General features: G+C 71.8%; 23 protein-coding genes. 14 read left to right on the forward strand and 9 right to left on the reverse strand.

Annotated elements, in window-relative coordinates:
• Positions 1-8 precede the first annotated feature (8 nt).
• The 8 genes from OG470_RS03890 to OG470_RS03925 all read left to right on the forward strand — a co-directional run bounded on the left by OG470_RS03890 (position 9) and on the right by OG470_RS03925 (position 8,006).
• Positions 9-782: a maleylpyruvate isomerase family mycothiol-dependent enzyme gene (locus OG470_RS03890; RefSeq protein WP_328420823.1), complete on the forward strand. Its 774-nt coding sequence runs from the start codon at positions 9-11 to the stop codon at positions 780-782.
• Between the two features lie 194 nt (positions 783-976).
• On the forward strand, positions 977-2,284 hold the full coding sequence (locus OG470_RS03895; protein ID WP_328420825.1) for an ABC transporter substrate-binding protein: 1,308 nt from the start codon (positions 977-979) through the stop codon (positions 2,282-2,284).
• Positions 2,285-2,353: 69 nt separating this feature from the next.
• On the forward strand, positions 2,354-3,352 hold the full coding sequence (locus tag OG470_RS03900) for a carbohydrate ABC transporter permease (RefSeq protein WP_328420827.1): 999 nt from the start codon (positions 2,354-2,356) through the stop codon (positions 3,350-3,352).
• Positions 3,349-4,182 carry a carbohydrate ABC transporter permease gene (locus OG470_RS03905; RefSeq protein WP_328420829.1) on the forward strand — a complete coding sequence of 278 codons (834 nt, stop codon included), beginning with the start codon at positions 3,349-3,351 and terminating at the stop codon, positions 4,180-4,182. The genes OG470_RS03900 and OG470_RS03905 overlap by 4 nt, the downstream gene beginning before the upstream one ends.
• The gene (locus OG470_RS03910) at positions 4,179-5,561 is read left to right on the forward strand and encodes a GH1 family beta-glucosidase (RefSeq protein ID WP_328420832.1); all 1,383 of its coding nucleotides are present in this window, start codon (positions 4,179-4,181) and stop codon (positions 5,559-5,561) included. The genes OG470_RS03905 and OG470_RS03910 overlap by 4 nt, the downstream gene beginning before the upstream one ends.
• 20 nt (positions 5,562-5,581) lie before the next feature.
• Positions 5,582-6,589: a LacI family DNA-binding transcriptional regulator gene (locus OG470_RS03915; RefSeq protein WP_328420834.1), complete on the forward strand. Its 1,008-nt coding sequence runs from the start codon at positions 5,582-5,584 to the stop codon at positions 6,587-6,589.
• Between the two features lie 105 nt (positions 6,590-6,694).
• Positions 6,695-7,108: a RidA family protein gene (locus OG470_RS03920; RefSeq protein WP_328420836.1), complete on the forward strand. Its 414-nt coding sequence runs from the start codon at positions 6,695-6,697 to the stop codon at positions 7,106-7,108.
• A 1-nt stretch (position 7,109) separates the two neighbouring features.
• Positions 7,110-8,006, forward strand: coding sequence for a GNAT family N-acetyltransferase (locus tag OG470_RS03925; RefSeq protein WP_328420838.1), 897 nt, complete (start codon positions 7,110-7,112; stop codon positions 8,004-8,006).
• Between the two features lie 46 nt (positions 8,007-8,052).
• Here OG470_RS03925 and OG470_RS03930 read toward each other — a convergent pair whose 3' ends face one another.
• Together OG470_RS03930 and OG470_RS03935 are read right to left on the reverse strand one after the other, a co-directional pair.
• Positions 8,053-8,577 carry an O-acetyl-ADP-ribose deacetylase gene (locus tag OG470_RS03930; protein ID WP_328420840.1) on the reverse strand — a complete coding sequence of 175 codons (525 nt, stop codon included), beginning with the start codon at positions 8,575-8,577 and terminating at the stop codon, positions 8,053-8,055.
• Between the two features lies 1 nt (position 8,578).
• Positions 8,579-9,409: an EI24 domain-containing protein gene (locus tag OG470_RS03935; protein ID WP_328420842.1), complete on the reverse strand. Its 831-nt coding sequence runs from the start codon at positions 9,407-9,409 to the stop codon at positions 8,579-8,581.
• 197 nt (positions 9,410-9,606) lie between these two features.
• On the opposite strand from OG470_RS03935, the gene OG470_RS03940 reads away from it, so the two are divergent.
• The 5 genes from OG470_RS03940 to OG470_RS03960 are packed head-to-tail and all read left to right on the forward strand — an operon-like array spanning position 9,607 to position 14,173.
• The gene (locus OG470_RS03940) at positions 9,607-10,515 is read left to right on the forward strand and encodes an ABC transporter ATP-binding protein (RefSeq protein WP_328420844.1); all 909 of its coding nucleotides are present in this window, start codon (positions 9,607-9,609) and stop codon (positions 10,513-10,515) included.
• 12 nt (positions 10,516-10,527) lie between these two features.
• A complete protein-coding gene (locus OG470_RS03945) occupies positions 10,528-11,262 on the forward strand; it encodes an ABC transporter permease (protein WP_328420846.1) in 735 nt (244 codons plus the stop codon).
• An 11-nt stretch (positions 11,263-11,273) separates the two neighbouring features.
• Entirely contained in the window at positions 11,274-12,542 is a 1,269-nt protein-coding gene (locus OG470_RS03950) for a sensor histidine kinase (RefSeq protein WP_328420848.1), read from the forward strand.
• Entirely contained in the window at positions 12,539-13,180 is a 642-nt protein-coding gene (locus OG470_RS03955; protein WP_328420850.1) for a response regulator transcription factor, read from the forward strand. Before OG470_RS03950 ends, OG470_RS03955 begins: the two co-directional genes overlap by 4 nt.
• A 24-nt stretch (positions 13,181-13,204) precedes the next feature.
• The gene (locus OG470_RS03960; RefSeq protein WP_328420852.1) at positions 13,205-14,173 is read left to right on the forward strand and encodes a helix-turn-helix transcriptional regulator; all 969 of its coding nucleotides are present in this window, start codon (positions 13,205-13,207) and stop codon (positions 14,171-14,173) included.
• Here OG470_RS03960 and OG470_RS03965 read toward each other — a convergent pair.
• Together OG470_RS03965 and OG470_RS03970 are read right to left on the reverse strand one after the other, a co-directional pair.
• The gene (locus OG470_RS03965; protein ID WP_328420854.1) at positions 14,164-15,078 is read right to left on the reverse strand and encodes an SDR family oxidoreductase; all 915 of its coding nucleotides are present in this window, start codon (positions 15,076-15,078) and stop codon (positions 14,164-14,166) included. The two genes, OG470_RS03960 and OG470_RS03965, sit on opposite strands and share 10 nt — an antisense overlap.
• A 276-nt stretch (positions 15,079-15,354) precedes the next feature.
• Entirely contained in the window at positions 15,355-15,804 is a 450-nt protein-coding gene (locus OG470_RS03970; protein WP_328420856.1) for a VOC family protein, read from the reverse strand.
• A gap of 71 nt (positions 15,805-15,875) precedes the next feature.
• Between OG470_RS03970 and OG470_RS03975 the strand changes: the two genes are divergently transcribed.
• Complete coding sequence (locus OG470_RS03975; protein WP_328420858.1) at positions 15,876-16,499, forward strand: CGNR zinc finger domain-containing protein; 624 nt, start codon at positions 15,876-15,878, stop codon at positions 16,497-16,499.
• Between the two features lie 21 nt (positions 16,500-16,520).
• On the opposite strand, the gene OG470_RS03980 is transcribed toward OG470_RS03975, so the two are convergent.
• From OG470_RS03980 to OG470_RS04000, 5 genes are all read right to left on the reverse strand, one after another.
• Positions 16,521-17,258 carry an alanyl-tRNA editing protein gene (locus tag OG470_RS03980; RefSeq protein ID WP_328420860.1) on the reverse strand — a complete coding sequence of 246 codons (738 nt, stop codon included), beginning with the start codon at positions 17,256-17,258 and terminating at the stop codon, positions 16,521-16,523.
• Between the two features lie 11 nt (positions 17,259-17,269).
• The gene (locus tag OG470_RS03985; protein WP_328420862.1) at positions 17,270-18,157 is read right to left on the reverse strand and encodes an alpha/beta fold hydrolase; all 888 of its coding nucleotides are present in this window, start codon (positions 18,155-18,157) and stop codon (positions 17,270-17,272) included.
• The gene (locus tag OG470_RS03990; protein ID WP_328420864.1) at positions 18,154-18,468 is read right to left on the reverse strand and encodes a DUF2516 family protein; all 315 of its coding nucleotides are present in this window, start codon (positions 18,466-18,468) and stop codon (positions 18,154-18,156) included. Before OG470_RS03990 ends, OG470_RS03985 begins: the two co-directional genes overlap by 4 nt.
• Positions 18,469-18,539: 71 nt before the next feature.
• Positions 18,540-19,250: a hypothetical protein gene (locus tag OG470_RS03995; RefSeq protein ID WP_328420866.1), complete on the reverse strand. Its 711-nt coding sequence runs from the start codon at positions 19,248-19,250 to the stop codon at positions 18,540-18,542.
• The gene (locus tag OG470_RS04000) at positions 19,247-19,876 is read right to left on the reverse strand and encodes a helix-turn-helix domain-containing protein (RefSeq protein ID WP_328420868.1); all 630 of its coding nucleotides are present in this window, start codon (positions 19,874-19,876) and stop codon (positions 19,247-19,249) included. The genes OG470_RS03995 and OG470_RS04000 overlap by 4 nt, the downstream gene beginning before the upstream one ends.
• Positions 19,877-19,984 lie beyond the last annotated feature (108 nt).

Below are 19,984 nucleotides of genomic sequence, written 5' to 3' on the forward strand. Positions count from 1 at the left end.
GGATGGCGATGAGCAGACTGCACGGCAGCAAGGATTTCTGGATCGGGGCGCTCCGAACGGAGGGCCCGGCCTTCGCCGCAGCGGTGGCCGAGGCACCGCCGGAGACACCGGTGCTGTCTTGTCCCGGCTGGACGGTCAACGATCTCACGCTGCACCTCGCCGGCATCTACCACTGGGTTTATTCGTTCGCCGGCTCCGGCGTGACCACCGCGCCGGCCCCCCGGGTCCAGGTCGAGGCGGACCGGGCCGAGGCGGCCCGGGGTCTGAGCGCTCTCCCGTTCTGGCAGCAGGGGTACGACCAGCTGATGACCCTCTTCGACGGGCTCGACCCGGAGACCCCGGCGTGGAACTGGGCTCCGCAGCCGAAGAAGGCCGGCTTCTGGCCGCGCCGGATGGCACACGAGACGGCGGTACACCGCTGGGATGCCCAGCTCGCCATCGGAGCCGGTGACCCGGTCGAGGCGAAGCTGGCCGCCGACGGCGTGAGCGAGGTGCTGGACACCTGGTTGCCCGCGGGCCGGCGGCAGGTGCCGGGCGACTGGCACGGGGTGGTGCAGCTCTCCGCGGTCGACGCGGCCCAGGTGTGGTATCTGCGGCTGCGCGGCCAGGGGGTGGCGCTGCTCGACACCTCGACCATCTTCGACCACGACGACCATCACGCCCGGGCGCAGGTCAGCGGCAACGCGAGCGACCTGCTGCTGGCGCTCTGGGGCCGGGTCAGCTTCGAGACGCTGGACGTCAGCGGCGACCGGACCCTGCTCGACGGCCTGCGCACCGACTGACCGCCACCCGGCCCGCACGTCGAGGGCGTCACCCCACGGGGGTGGCGCCCTCGTTGGCGTCAATGTCTCGGTAACGAATGAAAACCGGGAGAGCGCTCTCTTGACAGCGCGGAAACGACCCAGCACCCTGTCCGTGAGAGCGCTCTCCCAGCCACTTGCCACCACCCGATCACCTTGAGAGGGGTCCGAATCCCATGGCTGTCTTCCCGCGCCGCCGCCTCGCCGCGGTGGCCCTCGCCGCCGCCACCGCCCTGCTCGCCACCGCCGGCTGCGGCGGCGCCGACGAGGCGGACGGGGACGGACCGGTCACGCTGACCGTCGACGTCTTCGGCCAGTTCGGCTACGAGCAGCTCTACCAGGAGTACATGAGCGCGCACCCCGACGTGAAGATCGTCGAGCGCGGTGCCGGCACCAACCTCGACGAGTACTCGCCGAAGCTGACCCAGTGGCTCGCCGCCGGCCGGGGGGCCGGCGATGTGGTGGCCATCGAGGAAGGCCTGATGGTCGAGTACAAGGCCAACCCCGGCAACTTCGTCAACCTGCTGGATCACGGCGCCGCCGACCTCAAGGGCAACTTCCTCGAATGGAAGTGGAACGCGGGGCTGACCGCCGACGGCAAGCAGCTGATCGGCCTCGGCACCGACGTCGGCGGCATCGCCATCTGCTACCGCTCGGATCTCTTCGCCAAGGCCGGCCTGCCCACCGAACGGGACGAGGTCTCCAAGCTCTGGCCGACCTGGCAGGACTACATCGCCACCGGGGAACGGTTCGTCGCGGCGAAGACCGGGGCGTCGTTCCTCGACGCGGCAACCAACACCTTCAACACCATCCTGCTGCAGACCGCCGGCAACACGACCGGGTACAGCTATTACGACACCAGCGGCAACGTCGTCGTCGACAGCAACCCGGCGGTACGACAGGCCTGGGACACCACGATGGACATCATCGACTCTGGCCTCTCCGGAAAGTACGGCTCCTGGTCCGAGGAGTGGGTTTCCGCCTTCAAACAGTCGAAGTTCGCCACCATCGCCTGCCCCGCCTGGATGACCGGGGTCATCGAGAGCAACGCCGGCCCGACCGCCCAGGGCAAGTGGGACATCGCCCGGGTGCCCGGCAACGGCGGCAACTGGGGCGGGTCACACCTCGCCGTGCCCAAGCAGAGCAAGCACCAGGCCGAGGCGATCGAGCTGGCCAAGTTCCTGACCAGCGCCAAGGGCCAGATCGGCGCGTTCAAGGCCAAGGGCCCGCTGCCCTCCTCGCCACAGGCGCTCGACGATCCGGCGATCACCGGCGCGACCAACGCGTACTTCACCGGGGCACCGGTCGGCGCCATCTTCGGCACCGGCGCGAAGAGCCTGAAGCCGGTCTACATGGGCCCGAAGAACCAGGCCGTCCGCACCGAGGTGGAGAACGCCGTACGGACCGTGGAGCTGGGGCAGCGCAACCCCGGGCAGGGCTGGACCGACGCGGTGGCCAACGCGAAGAAGGCCGCCGCCAAGTAGCCAGACCCAGCGTGCGGGCGGGCTCCGGCTGCCGGAGTCCCGCCCGCACCGCGAAAGGAGCTCCCGGGCATGACCGTCCAGCTCGACGCCCGCCCGCCGGCCGCACCGACGCCCGGCAGCCGCCGCCGATCGTCGGGTCGACTCACCCGACTCGACACCCGCTACTCCCCGTACCTCTACATCGCCCCGTTCTTCCTGCTCTTCGCGGTCTTCGGGGTCTACCCGCTGGCGTACACCTTCTGGGTCTCGCTGCACGACTGGGACCTGCTCGGCACCGACCACCCGTTCGTCGGCGCGGCGAACTACACCCAACTTCTGGCCGACGCCGACTTCTGGCACGCGGTGGTCAACACGCTGGGCATCTTCGTCATCTCCACCGTCCCGCAACTGCTCGCCGCGCTCTGGCTGGCCAACCTGCTCAACCGAGGGCTGCGGGCCCGTACCGGCTGGCGGATGGCGGTGCTCGTCCCCAACGTGACCTCCACCGCCGCCGTGGCGATCGTGTTCGGGGTGCTCTTCGGCCGCGAGTTCGGCATGATCAACTGGATGCTCGACCTGGTCGGGGTCGACCCGGTGGCCTGGAAATCCGACCGGGTCGCCTCCTGGGTGGCCATCTCCGCCATGGTCGACTGGCGGTGGACCGGCTACAACGCGCTGATCCTCCTGGCTGCGATGCAGGCCATCCCCCGCGACCTGTACGAATCGGCGGCGATCGACGGCGCCAACCGGGTCCGGCAGTTCTGGGCGATCACCGTGCCGCTGCTCAAGCCGACGATCATCTTCTGCGTCATCATCTCCACCATCGGCGGGTTGCAGCTCTTCACCGAGCCCCGGCTGTTCCACTCCGGCACCAACCCGATCCGGGGCGGATCGCTCCGGGAGTCGCAGACCGTGACCATGTACATGTTCGAGAACGCCTTCGCACCGCACTACAACTTCGGGTACGGCTCGGCCGTGGCCTGGCTGCTCTTCGCGCTCATCGCGATCGTGGCGGCGGTCAACGTGCTGGTCCTGCGCCGGATGGGCGGCGGATCGGGACCCGGTCCCGGGAAGGGAGCGGCTCGATGAGCCGGCTCTGGCGGGCCAGCCCGCTGACGTACCTGGCCCTGGTGATCGCCGCTGGGATGTCGGTCTTTCCGATCTGGTGGATGTTCGTGGTGGCCAGCCGGTCCAGCGACGCGATGGGTCAACTGCCGCCGCCGATGACCCCCGGCGGCAACCTGGGAGCCAACATCGCCCGGCTGTTCGACAACACCGACGCGTACTTCCTGACCGGCCTGATCAACTCGACGATCGTGGCCTGCACGGTGACCGTCTCCGTGGTGTTCTTCGCCAGCCTGGCCGGCTTCGCCTTCGCGAAGCTACGGTTCCGTGGCCGCAACGCGCTGCTGTTGGCGATCATCGCGACCATGATGGTGCCGACCCAGCTCGGCGTGATCCCGCTGTACATGTTGATGACCCGGCTGCAGTGGAACGACCGACTGCCCGCGGTGATCGTGCCGGCACTGGTCACCGGGTTCGGGGTCTTCATGATGCGGCAGTACGCCGGACAGGCGGTCAGCGACGAGCTGATCGAGGCCGCCCGGATGGACGGCTGCGGCACGGCCCGGATCTGGTGGCACGTGGTGGTGCCCGCGCTGCGACCGGCCGCCGCCGTGCTCGGCCTGCTCACGTTCATGACCACCTGGAACGACTTCCTGTGGCCGTACGCTGTGCTGAACGACCCGGCGAACCCGACCGTTCAGCTCTCCCTGCGGGCGCTGTCAGACGGGTACTACCAGGACATGTCGCAGGTGTTCACCGGGACGGCCATCGCGACGCTGCCCCTGCTGCTGGTCTTCGTGCTGTTCGGCCGGCAGATCATCGGCGGGATCATGGAAGGTGCGGTCAAGGCGTGAATGAACTCCGGTTTCCCGAGCACTTCCTCTGGGGAGCGGCCACCGCCGCGTACCAGATCGAGGGCGCGGCCCGCGACGACGGACGCGGCCCGTCCATCTGGGACACCTTCAGCCGCACACCGGGAAAGGTGTACCAGGGCCACACCGGCGACGTCGCCTGCGACCACTACCACCGGTACGCCGACGACGTGGCGCTGATGGCCGAGCTGGGGCTGCGGGCGTACCGGTTCTCGGTCGCCTGGCCACGGATCCAGCCGGACGGCACCGGCCCGGTCAACCCGCGCGGCCTGGACTTCTACGACCGGCTCACCGACACGCTGCTCGACCGGGGGATCGACCCGATCGTCACCCTCTACCACTGGGACCTGCCGCAGACCCTGGGCGACCGGGGCGGCTGGACCAACCGGGACACCGCCGAGCACTTCGCCACGTACGCCACGGCGATGTACGCCCGGCTCGGCGATCGGGTGGATGTCTGGACCACGCTGAACGAGCCGTGGTGCTCGGCCTACCTCGGCTACGGCAACGGGGTGCACGCCCCGGGCGAGCAGGACCCGGCGGCGGCCTTCACCGCCGTACACCATCTGCTGCTCGGGCACGGCCTGGCGGCGCGGGCGCTGCGGGCGGCCGGCGCACGCAGCGTGGGCATCACCCTCAATCCGGCCGACGTGCGGCCGGCCGATCCGCAGAGCGCCGCCGACGCCGCGGCGGTCCGCCTGGTCGACGGCCTGCACAACCGGATCTTCCTCGACCCGCTGTTGGCCGGTGGCTACCCGGACGACGTGCGGGAGCACGTGGCGCGGATCGTCGAGCCGACGTTCATCCGGGACGGCGACGAGAAGCTGATCGCCGCCCCGATCGACCTCCTCGGGATCAACTACTACCAGCCCAGCTACGTCGCCGGTCGGCCCGACGGCGCTGGCGGCGGCGGTGCGTACCCGGGCACCGAGGGCGCGGTGCAGTTCCTGCCGCCGGCCGGGCCGCTCACCGACATGGACTGGATGATCGAGCCGGCCGGGCTGACCCGGCTGCTGGAACGGATCGCCACCGACTACCCCGGGGTGCCGCTGCTGATCACCGAGAACGGCGCGGCGTTCCCCGACAAGCCGGGCGCCGACTCGCCCGACGGGCCGGGGCAGGTGATCGACACCGACCGGATCGCCTACCTCGACGGGCACCTGCGTGCCGCACACGAGGCGATCTCCCGGGGCGTGGACCTGCGCGGCTATCTCGTATGGTCATTCCTGGACAACTTCGAGTGGGCGGAGGGCTACCGCAAGCGGTTCGGGATCGTGCACGTCGACTACCTGACCCAGCGGCGCACACCGAAGGCCAGCGCCCGGTGGTACCAGGAGGTGATCTCCCGGAACGGGCTGTGACGAGCGGGGGGGAAGGCGCTATGACGACGGCGCAACGGCCGACGCTCGAGGCGGTGGCAGCGCTGGCCGGGGTGTCCCGGGCCACCGTGTCGCGCGTGGTCAACGGCTCCACCACCGTCGCCGAGCCGATCCGGGAGGCGGTCAACCGGGCGGTCGCCGAGCTGGGGTACGTACCCAACCTGGCCGCCCGCAGCCTGGTCACCCAGCGCACCGACTCGATCGCCCTGGTCATGCCGGAGGCGGCCACCCGGGTCTTCTCCGACGACCAGGTCTTCCCCGGCATCATCCGCGGGGTGAGCCAGGAGTTGGAGGCGGCCGACAAGCAGTTGGTGCTGATGCTGGCCGGGTCACCGGCCGGGCACCACCGGGTCGAGCGGTTCACCACCGGCCGGCACGTCGACGGGGTGCTCTTCGCGTCGCTGCACGGCGCCGACCCGCTGCCCGGAACGCTGGCCCGACTCGGCATCCCGGTGGTGTGCAGCGGCCGGCCGCTTGGCGACGTGCCCGTGCCGTACGTGGACGTCGACCACGTCGGCGGCGTGACGGCGGCCGTGCGGCACCTGATCGACAGCGGTCGCCGGCGGATCGCCAGCATCGCCGGGCCACAGGACATGGTGGCCGGGATCGAACGGCTCGCTGGCTACCGCGACACGGTTGCCGCCGCCGGGCTACCCGAGCTGGTCGCGATCGGCGACTTCACCCGGGAGTCCGGGGCTGCGGCGATGCACCGGCTGCTCACCGAGCATCCCGACCTGGACGCGGTCTTCGCCGCCTCCGACCTGATGGCGCACGCCGCCATGCGCACGCTGCGCGAGGCCGGTCGGCGAGTGCCGGAGGACGTCGCGGTGGTCGGCTTCGACGACATCGAGACCGCCGCGTACACCGAGCCGCCGCTGACGACCGTCCGGCAGCCGATCGTGGAGATCGGCCGACGGATGACCCGACAGCTGCTCCGGCTGGCCGCCGGCGAGACCATCGAGCCGGCGGTCATGCTCCCCACCGAGCTGATCCTGCGCGACTCGGCCTGAGTCGGTCGGGCCGCGCTCGCCGGGGCGCGCCCGCAAGATCCACACAACTGCCTGCCGCCGGTTAATGCGTCGCCCCGATACCCGATCGTGGTTAGCCTCGCCGGCATGCCGCAATCCGTCGCGTTGTTGCACGTCCCTGCCCTCACCGACGTCGCCGAGTACGCGTACGCGGCAACCGTCGAGCCGCCCGCCCGGCTGGTGTTCACCGCCGGTGCGTGCCCGCTCGACGCGGAGGGACGGACCGTCGCGCCGGGCGACCACGCGGCGCAGGCCCGGCAGGTGATGGCGAACCTGGAGACCGCCCTCAATGCGGCCGGCGCCCGGCTCACCGACGTGGTCAAGACCACCGTCTACGTGGCGTCGTCACGGCAGGCGGACCTGGTGACGGCCTGGGAGGTGGTACGGGACTTCTTCGGCGACCACGACCCGCCCAGCACCCTGCTCGGGGTGGCCGTGCTCGGCTACACCGACCAGCTCGTCGAGGTTGAGGCCGTCGCCGCCGTCCGGATGGGAGCCTGACATGCGGATTCGTGTGGCGCAGCCCGACGACGCTCCGGCCGTGGTGGCGCTGCGGGCCATCGTCTACCCGTACCTGGTGCGCGGGGTCGAGTCGACCCGCAAGATGCTCGCCGAGCCGCCGCCCGAGGAGGGGTGGACCGCCTTCGTGGCCGAGGTCGACGGGCAGGTGGTCGGCTGGGCTTCCGCCCAGCGCGTTGCCTGGACCTCGACGCCGGACGTCGGCGACATCGCCCTGCTGCACGTCCACCCGGAGCACCGGCGGCGCGGCATCGGCAGCAGGGTGCTGGCCGCCGCGACGGACCACCTCGCCCCGCTGGGGATCCGCAGGTTGCGCTCCTGGGCGCAGCCGGACTCGCTGCCGTTCGCCCGCCGGCACGGCTTCGAGCCAAGCCGGGAGGTGCGGTACTCCGCGCTCGACCTGGACCCGGCACCGCCCGCGCCGGACCTGCCAGCGGGCGTACGGCTGCACCCGATCGCGGACCTGGACCCGCACCGGCTGTACGTGGCGAACGTGGCCGCAGGGGCCGACGAGCCGAGTGACGTCCCGATCGACGCGGTCAGCTACGCGAGCTGGCAGTACGACGTCTGGGAGAACCTCGGCCTGGACAAGGCGGCCAGCACCGCCGTCGAGGTCGACGGGGAGGTGGCCGCGTTCAGCCTGGTGAAGCGGGACGGGGACCGGATGTGGTCGGACTACACCGGCACCGTCCCGGCATACCGGGGCCGAGGGCTGGCCCGGCTGGTCAAGACGGCGGCGCTGCACCGGGCCGCCGCTGGCGGCGTCCGCATCGCGTACACCTCGAACGACGAGGCGAACGGGCCGATGCTGGCGATCAACGCGCGGCTCGGCTACCGGCCGGTCGCGTCCCAGTGGTCCTGCCTGGCCGAGCTGACCTGATCAGCGTCGGTCGACACGAGGAACCAGGCGCGTCCGGGGGCTTTCGCTATGCCGAGGGGTCGGCGTCGAAGACCTGGCGCGCGGTGGCGTGGGTGTCCGCCCCGAAGAGGACCAGGCGAGCCTCGGTGACGTTCGCCGGCGCGGCCGGGCGCAGCACCGACAGCGCCTGGCGGACCGCGTCCTCGATCGGCCAGCCGTAGATGCCGGCGGAGATCAGCGGGAACGCCACGGTGGACGCGCCCAGCTCGTCGGCTATCCGCAGGCTGTTGGCGTAGCAGTCGCGCAGCAGCGCCGAGCGGTCCTCGCCGGCCGACCAGACCGGCCCGACGGTGTGGATGACCCAGCGGGCCGGCAGCTCCCCGGCCGTGGTGGCCACCGCCTGCCCGGTGGGCAGACCCCGGCCGTACCGGGACGCCAGCAACGCCCGGCACTCGGCCAGGATGGCCGGGCCGCCGCGCCGGTGGATGGCACCGTCCACTCCGCCGCCGCCCAGCAGGGACGAGTTGGCGGCGTTCACGATCGCGTCCACCCGCTGGACGGTGATGTCGCCCTCGACGAGGTTGATCTGCATGTCAGCGCCCCTCGATGGGGTGGCCTGCCGGCGGCGCGGGCACCCGTTCGTCGATGGGCTGGCCGAGGGATCGGCGGGCCAGCAGAGTGGCACCGGCGACCGCGGCCGGCATGATCAGCACCGCGCCGAGCGGGATCAGGAAGCAGACGAAGACCGCCACTCCGAAGCCGAGCGCCATCGGCCGGTCCGCCTTCAGCACGGACCGGCGGTCCGGCAGCCGCATCCCCCGCCGGTAGAAGGGTGCCCCGACCAGCTCCAGCGCGAGGAACCAGCCGCCCACCGCCGCCCCGATCACCGGGACCACCGTCTGACCGACCACCGGGATGAAACCGGCGACGAAGAGCGGAATGCCGACCAGCGCAGCGAGGGCCACCAGCCGTAAGGAGTCGGCGATGCTGCGGCGCAGCGAAGGCCAGAAGGAGACCTCCACCGCGCCGGGAGTGCCCCCGAGCCGTTCCTCCACCCGCTCGGAGATCTTCTCGTAGAACGGGTCTCCGATCACCAGGGTCACCGCCGTGAAGGTGAGCACGCCGAGCAGCCCGCCGAGACCCAGGATGGCCAACCCGGCGATCACCCGGACCAGGTTGCGGGCGGTGGTCGACCAGTCGTCGGCGAACGGCGTGACCAGTGCGGCGATGTCGTCCACGAAATACGCCAGGGTGGCGATCGCGGCCACGAAGAGCGCACCGGAGATCAACGCTGGCACGATGCCGAGCAGCATCAGTCCGGGGCTGCGCACGTAGAGGCCGAGCCCACGCAGGAGCAACCCGACCCCGGCGAAGAAGCGTCCGACGACCCCGGTCACCGGGCTGGCGATTCTGCTGGCGTCCACGACCGAGCAGCCTAGCGATCAGTGCCAACCGCCGCCGGGCGGCGCGTTGACAGGGATCCCTTCCGTGCACATCAACCGGTTGGTGGATCGCCGAGGTCAGCCGCTGCCACGAAAGATCACCAACGGCTGGTCGATTCGCCGCCGAGCCGCCGCCGCCACGCTGAAGAGGTACGGGTACGACGGCGGAAGGCGGCGCGATGCCGGTCATTGAGGTGACCAACCTGCACAAGCGATACGGCGACCTGGTGGCCGTGGACGACGTGTCGTTCACGGTCGAGGCCGGGGAGATCTTCGGGGTTCTCGGCCCGAACGGCGCTGGCAAGACCACCACGGTGGAGTGTGTCGCGGGGCTCCGCGTCCCGGACGGGGGCGGGGTGTCGGTCCTCGGGCTCGACCCCCGCGGGGACGCGGCCCAACTCCGCCAGCGGGTTGGCGTGCAGCTCCAGGAGAGCCAACTGCCGGACCAACTGCGGGTCGCCGAGGCGCTGGAGCTGTACGCCTCGTTCTACCGCAACCCGGCCGACCCGGCGGGCCTGATCGACAGGCTGGGTCTGGGCGAGAAGCGGAACACCGCGTACAAGAAGCTCTCCGGCGGCCAGAAACAGCGGCTGTCGATCGCGCTGGCGCTGGTCGGCAACCCGAGCGTCGCGATCCTGGACGAGCTGACCACCGGGTTGGACCCGCAGTCCCGGCGGGACACCTGGGCCCTCATCGAGCAGATTCGGGACAGCGGCGTGACGATCGTGCTGGTCACCCACTTCATGGAGGAGGCCGAGCGGCTCTGCGATCGGGTCGCCGTGATCGACCGGGGACGGGTCGTCGCACTGGACAGCCCGGCAGGCCTGGTGTCGACGGTGGCCCCGGAGCAGCGGGTCCGATTCCGGCCGTCCGCCCCGGTCGACGACCAACTCTTTACGGACCTGCCCGAGGTGATCTCCGTGCACCGCACCGGCAATCAGCTGGTGGTGACCGGCACCGGTGAGGTGCTGCACGCAGTCACCTCGGTGCTCGCCCGCAACCAGATCGTCGCCGCCGACCTGCGGCTGGAGCAGTCCACCCTCGACGACGCGTTCGTCGAGCTGACCGGGCACCGGCCCGCCGCCTGAGGGAGAACCGACATGCACGCCTTCGGGCAGATCCTCAAGATCGAGACACGACTCTTCCTGCGGGACTTCGGCTCGCCGTTGACGACCGTGGCGTTGCCGCTCGCGCTGCTGCTGGTGTTCGGGCTGATCCCGGCGGCTCGCCAGCCGGAGGCACAGTTCGGCGGCCTGTCGTTCATCCAGTACTTCGCCCCCTCGCTGCTGGTGATCACGCTCGCCATGTCAGCGGTGAACATCCTGCCCACAGTGTTGGCCACCTATCGGGAACGTGGGGTGCTGCGCCGGCTGGCCACCACCCCCGCCAGCCCTGCCGCACTGCAGGCCGCCCAACTGGTCATCACGCTCGGCACCATCCTGGTCAGCGCCGTACTGCTCGTCGTGATCGGCCGGTTGGCGTTCGACGTACCGCTGCCCCATCGCCCGCTGGGCTTCACGCTGGCCCTCATCCTCGGTACGGCGGCCCTGCTGGCACTGGGCCTGCTGGTGGCGGCGGTGGCGCGGACAGCCAAGTCGGCGCAGGCGCTGGCCGTGCCGTTGTTCATGGCGGTCATGTTCTTCGGCGGCGTCTACGTGCCCCGGTTCCTCCTGCCGGACTTCCTGGTCCGGATCGGCGACTACACGCCACCCGGGGTGCAGGCGCTGCTCGATGCCTGGACCGGGCCGTCGCCGCAGCCGCTGCACCTGGCGATAATGGCGGTCATCGCCGTGCTCGCTGGTTCCGTCGCGGCGAAGTTGTTCCGCTGGGAGTGAGTGGGGGTCCGATGACCAGCACCGCCGAGCAGGTCGACCGGCTGGCAACCTGGGAGGCCCGAGAGGCGCGCCTCCACCGGGTGCTCCCGTACGTCGGGCTGGCCGTCGGGGCACTGCTCACCGCCGCCGCGCCGGCACCCCTGGGCATCTCCCTGGCCCCCCACCTGCTCGTCGCCGCGACCGCGGCGTGCTGGATTACCTGGTTCGTCAGCCTGCACCCCGGTTGGGCGACCCGGCGCACCCTGATGACCGTCTACTACGTCGGGCTGCTCGCGCTCAGCGCCATGCTGGTGCTGATCAGCCCCTGGTACGGCTTCTTCAGCTGGGCCGGCTTCCTGCACGCGGTGCTGCTGCCCGGCAACTGGCGGTTCGCCGGAGTGGCTGCCTCGGCCGTCCTGGCAGCCACCGCGCAGGGCGGCGGCCTCCCGTCCTCTCTGTCGCACTGGCTGCTCTGGGGCGTGCTGGTGCTGTTCAACCTGGGTGCGGCCGGTGGAATGATCTGGTTCGCCACCATCGCCGATCGACAGCACGCCAACCGCAAGCGGCTGGTCGACGAGCTGGCCGAGGCGAACCGCCGGCTGGCCGAGACGATGCGGGAAAACGATGGGCTACACGCCCAGCTACTCACCCAGGCCCGGGAGGCCGGGGTGACCGACGAGCGGCAGCGGATGGCCCGGGAGATCCACGACACCCTGGCGCAGGGCCTCACCGGCATCATCACCCAGCTGGAGGCGGCCGGGGTGGCCCGGGACCGGCACGCCGACTGGCAGCGGCACGTGGACACCGCGGTCGCCCTGGCCCGGGAGAGCCTCACCGAAGCACGCCGCTCGGTGCGGGCGGTCCGCCCCGAGGCGCTGGAGGCCGCCCGGCTGCCCGAGGCGCTCGCCGAGCTGACCCGGCGCTGGTCGACGATCAACGAGGTACGCGCCGAGGTGAACGTGACCGGCGACGCCCACCCGCTGCACCCGGAGGTCGAGGTGACCCTGTTGCGGACCGCTCAGGAGGCGCTGGCCAACGTGGCCCGGCACGCCAAGGCGTCCCGGGTCGGGCTCACCCTGTCGTACATGGGTGACGTGGTCACCCTGGACATCCGGGACGACGGCACGGGTTTCCCGGTCACCGACCCGCCCGCCCTCCACCGTCCCGACGGCGGATACGGGCTGATCGCCATGCGGCAGCGGGTGGCCGGCGTCGGCGGCGAGCTGGCCGTCGAGAGTGAGCCGGGCTGCGGCACCGCCGTCTCGGCGTCCGTGCCCGCACTTTCCGGGGGTGCCGGGTGAACGCCCCGGTCCGGCTGCTGATCGTCGACGACCACCCGGTGGTACGGGACGGCCTGCGTGGCATGTTCACCGGCGACCCGGATTTCGAGGTGGTCGGCGAGGCCGGTGACGGTGCCGAGGCGCTCGCGCTGGCCGCGCACCTGCGTCCGGACGTGGTGCTGATGGACCTGCGGATGCCCGGGATGAACGGGGTGACCGCGATCGGCCGGCTGGCCCGTTCCGGCAGTTCCGCCAAGGTGCTGGTGCTCACCACGTACGACACGGATGCCGACGTGCTGCCGGCCATCGAGGCCGGCGCGACCGGCTACCTGCTGAAGGATGCTCCCCGGGACGAGCTGGTCCGAGCGGTACGGGCCGCCGCCCGGGGCGAGTCGGTGCTGTCCCCCAGCGTCGCCGGTCGGCTGATGGGACGGCTCCGCGCGCCCGCCGAGGAGCCGCTGAGCCAGCGGGAGCTGGAGGTGCTCACCCTGGTGGCGAAGGGCGCGTCCAACCGGGAGGCCGCCGCCCGGCTGTTCATCAGCGAGGCCACGGTGAAGACCCACCTGCTGCACGTCTACGCCAAGCTCGGGGTCAACGACCGTGCCGCCGCGGTGGCCGTCGCGTACGACCGGGGCCTGCTCACCCCCGGCGGGCGGTGAGCGGGGGCCGGGCAGGATGGGCGGATGCGCGCCTCCCGACTGATCTCGCTGCTGTTGCTGTTGCAGGCCCGCGGGTCGATGACCGCGGGCGAGCTGGCGCGGGAGCTGGAGGTCTCCGAGCGGACGGTCTACCGGGACGTGCTTGCGCTCTCCGCCGCCGGGGTGCCGGTATACGCCGACCGGGGCCGGGCCGGCGGGTACCGGCTGCTCGGCGGCTACCGGACCCGGCTGACCGGGCTGACCCGGGACGAGGCGGAGGCCCTCTTCCTCTCCGGCCTGCCCGGGCCGGCCGGCGACATGGGGCTCGCCGACGCGGTCGCCGCCGCCGAGCTGAAGGTGCTCGCCGCGCTGCCTCCCGCGCTGCGGGACGCCCCGGCCCGCGCCGGGCAGCGGTTCCACCTGGACGTGCCGGGCTGGTTCCGGGAGACCGGACCGCCGCCATGGCTGACCGAGTTGGCCCGGGCTGTCTGGCGGGACCGGGTGGTGCAGCTGGGGTATCGGCGCGGCGACCGGGAGGCGACCCGCCGGGTGCAGCCGTACGGGCTCGTGCTCAAGAGCGGGGTCTGGTACCTGGTCGGCCGGGTCGGCGAGGACGCCCGCACCTACCGGGTGGACCGGGTGACCGGGGTCGAGGTGGGCGAGGAGAGCTTCGACCGGGACGAGGACTTTGACCTGGCCGGGTACTGGCGCGAGCAGGCCGGGTCGTTCCTGCGGACCATGCTGCGCGCCGAGGTCACCGTCCGGCTCAGCCCGGCCGGCCTGCGCCAGCTCCGGCACCTGGTGGACGCCCCCTTCGTGTACGACGAGGTGGTCGCCACCGCCGACGAGCCCGACGGGCAGGGGCGGGTCGTAACCCGGCTGCCGGTCGAGTCCGTCGAGGTGGCGTACCACCAACTTCTCGGGCTCGGCCCCGAGGTGGAGGTCCTCGAACCACCCGCGCTACGGGAGCTGTTCGCCGACGCGGCGGACCGGATCCGCGAGCTCTACCGGTAGCCGGTGACGTCCGCCGGCTTGCCGGCGTTGACCACCTCGGTGATGTACCGGATGGCCTCCGGCTGGCTGCCGTCGACGTCGGTGAACCCGTACACCTTGGCCAGCGAGCCGGCGTCGACGGACTCGCCGTTCCAGCGGGCCTTGTCCTCGTCGGCGGCCAGCGCGGCGACCGCGCGTCCGACGAAGGCCGGCGTCTCCGAGATGAGGAAGTGCGGGTCGGTGGCCGCCCCGTCGCGCCAGTTCTCCTCGGTCACGCCGAAGATCTCCAGCATCGCCTCGGAGCGGAGCCAGCCTGGGGTGAGAGCGACGGCGGTACAGCCGTGCGGCTTCAGCTCGTGCGCCTGGCTGAAGGCGAGTCGGTTGACCGAGGCCTTGGCCAGGTCGTAGAAGACCGAGAGTCGATAGTTGTCGTCGTTGTACGCCTTGGTGCCGTCGCCGATCTCCACCACCAGGCCGCCAGGCTTGCGGATCAGTAGCGGCAGCGCGAAGTGACTGGTGATGATGTGCGTGTCGATGGCCAGGCGCAGGGTGCGGAAGCCTGCGTCCAGCGGCTGCTCCCAGATCGGCTTCTCCCAGGTGACCAGCGGGTCGCCGCCCCAGATGTCGTTGACCAGCACGTCGAGTTGGCCCTGCTCGGCGTCGATCCGGGCGACCAGGTCCCGGACCTGCTCGGGCACCAGGTGGTCGACCCGGACGGGGATGCCGACGCCGCCGGCGGCGGTGACCAGCTCGGCGGTCTCCTCGATGGTCTCCGACCGGTCCATCTCCGAGCGGCCGGCGCGGCTGCTGCGGCCGGTGGCGTACACGGTGGCCCCGGCGGCGCCGAGCTGGACGGCGATCTGCCGACCGGCACCCCGGGTAGCGCCGGCGACGAGCGCGATCTTTCCTGCGAGCGGTTGTGTCATGCCTTCGAGGCTGCCAGCAATACCTGACAGCCTCCGTCCGAATTCCGGATCGGGTCACGAGCGGCCGGCGGGCATCCGCGCCGCCCTGTCGAGCTGCCCCATTTGTGGGGCAGCTCGACGTCTAGGCACGCTCGACGTCTAGGCACGCTCGACGTCTAGGCACGCTCGACGTCTGGCCCGCTCGACGGGCGGCGAGCCACCCGTGCCACGCCCCATATCTGGGGCAGCTCGACAGGCCCGCATCCAGTCATGCCCGGCCGAACGGCTGCCCGGCTGTCACTGCACGTCGAACTCGTTGCCCTCCGGGTCGGTCATGGTGGTGTGCACGCTGCCCCGGTCGGCGACCTCGCGCAGCACGGTGGCGCCAAGCCCGACCAGCCGCTGCACCGTCGCCTCCCGCTCGTCCGGGCCGGCGTGTAGGTCGATGTGCAGCCGGTTCTTGACCTGCTTGGGCTCCGGCACGGCCTGGAACAGCAGCCGGCGGCCGAGACCGATGCCGCTGACCGGTTGGACCGGGTCCTCCGGGTGGCGGACCGCCGCGAGTTCCCGAAAGGCCCGCCGGCCGTCGACCTCGACGTACTCGTCCGGCCCGACCCTGCCGGCCGCGGCCAACTGGTCAATGAGGGCGCTGTTGTCCTCGACCTCGTATTCGAGGGCCGCCGCCCAGAACCGGGCCAGCGCGATCGGCTCCGCGCAGTCGACGACGAGCTTCCATGCCAGGGCCATCTGGATCCCCTTCACCTTCGTCGGCGACCCGCAGCGTGCGGACCACCCCTGTAACCGTTTATAGTGGTTACGTGACCGACGTCGCAAGTGGAATCACCCTGGTGTCGCTGCAAGGGGCCCGTTTCCTCTTCGATCCAGGAGCGCTCTGCCTGGAGTTCCTCACCAGCGGCGGGCCGGGCATCGGGGCCCGTTTCGAGGTGCTGCACCGCCCGGCGGATCTCGCCGACTGGCTGGGGCGGTCGCGGCTGCGCTTGGACCCTGCCCGGGTCGACGTCGACCTGGCGGAGTTGGCCGCCGCGCGGCGCCTGCGGGACGCGCTGTGGCGCCTGGTGTGCGCCCGCACCGGCACCCGGCCACCGGCCACCACGCCCACGGACTTCGACGCGACGCCCGGCGACCTCGACACCCTCAACGAGGCGGCGGCCGCTGCGCCGCTGGCGCCCCGGCTGGATGCGGACGGGACACGGCATTGGGTGCTCCCGGCCAGCGGGCAGCAGGCCCTCGCCAGCATCGCCCGGGACGCGATCGACCTGTTCAGCGGGCCGTACGCCGACCGGATCCGGGAGTGCGGCGCGCACAACTGCTACCTGGTCTTCGTGGACACCTCACGCCCCGGGCAGCGCCGCTGGTGCAGCATGGAGCGCTGCGGAAACCGGCACAAGGTCCGGTCGCTGCGCGCCCGCCGGGACGCCTAGTCCACCAAGCGACAGCGCCCCTCAGTCCGGGAGCCGGACGCGGACCCGGCGATTGGCCCGGCCCTTGCTCTCCACCTTGACCACCTGCACCTTGCCGATCTGGGCGGTGGAGGCGACGTGGGTGCCGCCGTCGGCCTGCACGTCCAGCCCGACGATGTCGACGATCCGGACCTCCTGCTCGTCCGGCGGAATGAGGTCGGACTGGGTGCGGATGATGTCCGGCAGGGACAGCGCCTCGACGCGCGGCAGCACCCGGACGGCAACCGCACGGTCGGCGGCCACCTCGGCGTTGACCAGCTCCTCGATCCGGCTCTTGAAGTCGGCCGGCACCTCGGGCAGGTTGAAATCCATCCGAGCCTCGCCCGGTTCCATGTTGCCGCCGGTGACCAGCGCGCCGAAGTCGCGGAACACCACCCCGCAGAGCACGTGCAGCCCCGAGTGGGTGCGCATCAGCCGAGTACGGCGCTCGTCCTCCACCGCGCCGGTCACCTCGGTGCCGGGCGGCGGCAGCGGATCACCCTCGGCGGGAATCAGGTACGGGTCGTCGCCCTTGCGGGTGCCGATGATCCGGGTCTGCACGCCCTGCCAGAGCAGCACCCCGTGGTCCGGCGGCTGCCCCCCGCCGCCCGGATAGAAGGCCGAGCGGTCCAGGACGATGCCCTGCTCCGGGTCGGCGTGCAGGACCGTGCAGGTCCACTCGCGCAGGGTCGGGTCGGCAAGGTCCAGCCGGTGCGTCCGGCCATGCTGTGTGACGCCCATGACAGGGCACGCTACTCGTTCAGGAAGCTGGACACTCGCTCCCGCAGGTCGGCGCGTTCCGTCCAGAGCACGCCGGGCCGGTCGTACACGTGCAGGGTGGCCTGGGGCAGCGCGGCCGCGAGCTGCTCGGCCACCTCGACCGGGTGCAGATCGTCGCCCGCACAGCCGATCACCAGCGCCGGTGCGGTGACCGCCGCCAGGGCGGTGGCGTCGCGCAGCGGCGCCTGCTCCGGCAGGGTGGCCAGACCGTCGGCCAGACCGTCGCGGAGCAGCTGGTCGAGTCGCTGCCGCAGGTACGCCCAGCCGGCCGGGGTGTTGCGCACCGCCGTGGGCAACTCCAGCGAGACGATGTCGGCGACCGCCGAGGCGTCCCCGCTTTCCACCGCCTCCAGCAGGTCCGTGACGCGTTCCTGGGCGACCTGGCCGCGCGGCTGGTCAAGCACCGCCGGGAGGAAGAAGACCAGCTTCTCGAAGCGTTCCGGGCTCTCGGCCAGCAACCGGCAGAGCGCACCCGCGCCGAGGCTCACCCCGAACGCCCGACTGGCGCCGCCGAGATCCGCGACGGCGCGCAGATCCCGGGCCAGGTCCAGGTAGCTCCACTGCCCGGCCGGCGCGTCGGAGCGGCCGTGCCCGCGGAACTGGAAGAACACCTTGCGGCCGGTCACCCCGCTGCCGAAGGGGCGGGTGGTGGCGATGCCGTTGCCCAGCCCGTGCGCGAACACGGTGACCGGATCGCCGGTGCCGGTGACCAGCCGCTCCAGCCGTACCCCGTGCGGGGTGGTGATCAGCTCGGTCTCCGGCTCCGGCAGCGCCGGCCGGCCGGTACGCGGACCACCCGGACCGGGCCCCCAGGTGCGAGGCCCACCGTCCGGCGGGGGTGGCCAGCGGAAACTTCTCACCAGAACCCTTTGCCGTCGCTCAGGTCGCGCAGGCCGACCCGGACGTCGAGCAGGTAGATGAGGGCGGCGGCGATGCCGATCAGTCCGAAGAGGCTGATCGGACCGAAGCCGAGAAGGGTCAGCACCAGGCAAACCGCCAGGATGGCGATCCAGCCACCCTTGGGCAGCGTCCCGATGGCGGGGAAGCCGTCGGAGCGCTGTGTGACGGCGTGCACCAGCGCGACACCCTGGATGATCAGCGCGAAGACGAGCAGGATCAGCTCGATCACGTAGCGGACTTCGAACGCGAAGATCGGCGCGGCGTTGGCCATGCCGGCAAGCTTATGTCGACGACCCCGACTACGTCCGACAAGGACGCCGCCGGGGTCGTCGACACCACGAACTACTCGGCCGCCGGACGGGTCCGCTTGGTGGCCCGGGGCAGCTTCGCCGACGGGGTCGCGGCCGGCTTGGCGGCCGTCCGCGCCCGGGCGGCCTTCTTGACGGCGGCCGGCTTGGCCTCGGCGATCTCGGCCACCTCGGCCGGGCTCGGCACGTCGGCCGGGCTGGACACCTGGGCCGGGCTCACCGGGGCGGTGGCTACCGCGTCGGCGGTCGCCGGCGACACGGCCTGGGTCGCCTCGATGTCGGCGTTGACCGTCTCGGCGGCCTCCAGCACGCCGGCGCCGACGACCCGCTCACCACGGGCGACCAGTGCGCCGTACGCGGCGAACGCGCGCTCCTGCGCGGCCTGGGCACCGGCGACCACCACAGCGGCGTTACGGGTCGCGGCGGCGCGCAGCTTGTCGAGGTCGGTGACCTCGCGGAGCTTGGCCAGGTCGGCGGACTCACGGAGCTTGGCCAGGTCCAGCTCGGCCTGAGCCCGGCCGCGCAGGGTCTCGGCGGTCTCGTTGGCGGTACGCAGCGTCTCGGTGGCCTTCTGGCGCAGCTCGAAGCCGGTCAGCACGGCCCGGCCGCCCAGGTCGGCGACGACCCGGGTGCCGAGGACGCCGACCACGGCCGGCAGCTTGCGCAGCTGCTGGAGGGCCAACTCTCCGGCACCGGCGGCAGCGTAGATCGGGGCGGGGATGCGGTTGATCTTCGGCTCGGTCATGAGGTCTCCTCTTCGGCCGCGTCGGCGGCCTTCCGGACCGCCGGACCGGCGGCCTTCTTCTCGGGGGTGCTGGTGCTGGGCGGGGCGGGGGCGGACCCCGCCTCGGTGACGGCGACCGACTCGAGCACGGCCTCGGTCGGGGTGCCGCCCGCGGTGGTGGGGCCGGTGGCGGCCAGGTTGGCCACGTCGGCCGGCTGGTCGGCGATGTCGGTCGGGGTGGTCACCCCGGCCGCGCCGCCGGTGTTCGTGCCGGCGCCCTCGGCCTTGGCCTCGGCCTCGGTCAGCCGGGCGTTCTCCCGGCGGAAGGTCTCGTAGATCTGGCTGAGCGACTGCTTCTGGGCCATCGTCAGGTCGGCGTCCACCGCGATGGCGGCGAGCACACCGTGGCCTTCCTTGTCGTCGAGCAGCCCGGCCCGCAGGTACATCGCCGGAGTGGACACCCGCAGGGCGCTGGCCAACTGCTGGAGCACCTCCGCGCTGGGCTTGCGCAGGCCGCGCTCGATCTGGCTGAGGTACGGGTTGCTGACCCCCGCCTGCTCGGCGAGCTGCCGCAGCGAGATCTTCGCGTTGCGCCGCAGATCGCGGATGAACCCGCCGACGTCGGGGAGGTCCTTCGGTGTGGCCATGACACCGACGCTAACCGGACCCGCTAACTCCTGCAAGCAGAACGCTAGCAAGAGTTAGCAAGGTCTCAGCATCCTGTTTGCGCGCCGCTCGTCCGATCCGTACCGTCC

This window comes from Micromonospora sp. NBC_00389, from assembly GCF_036059255.1.
Lineage (GTDB): Bacteria > Actinomycetota > Actinomycetes > Mycobacteriales > Micromonosporaceae > Micromonospora.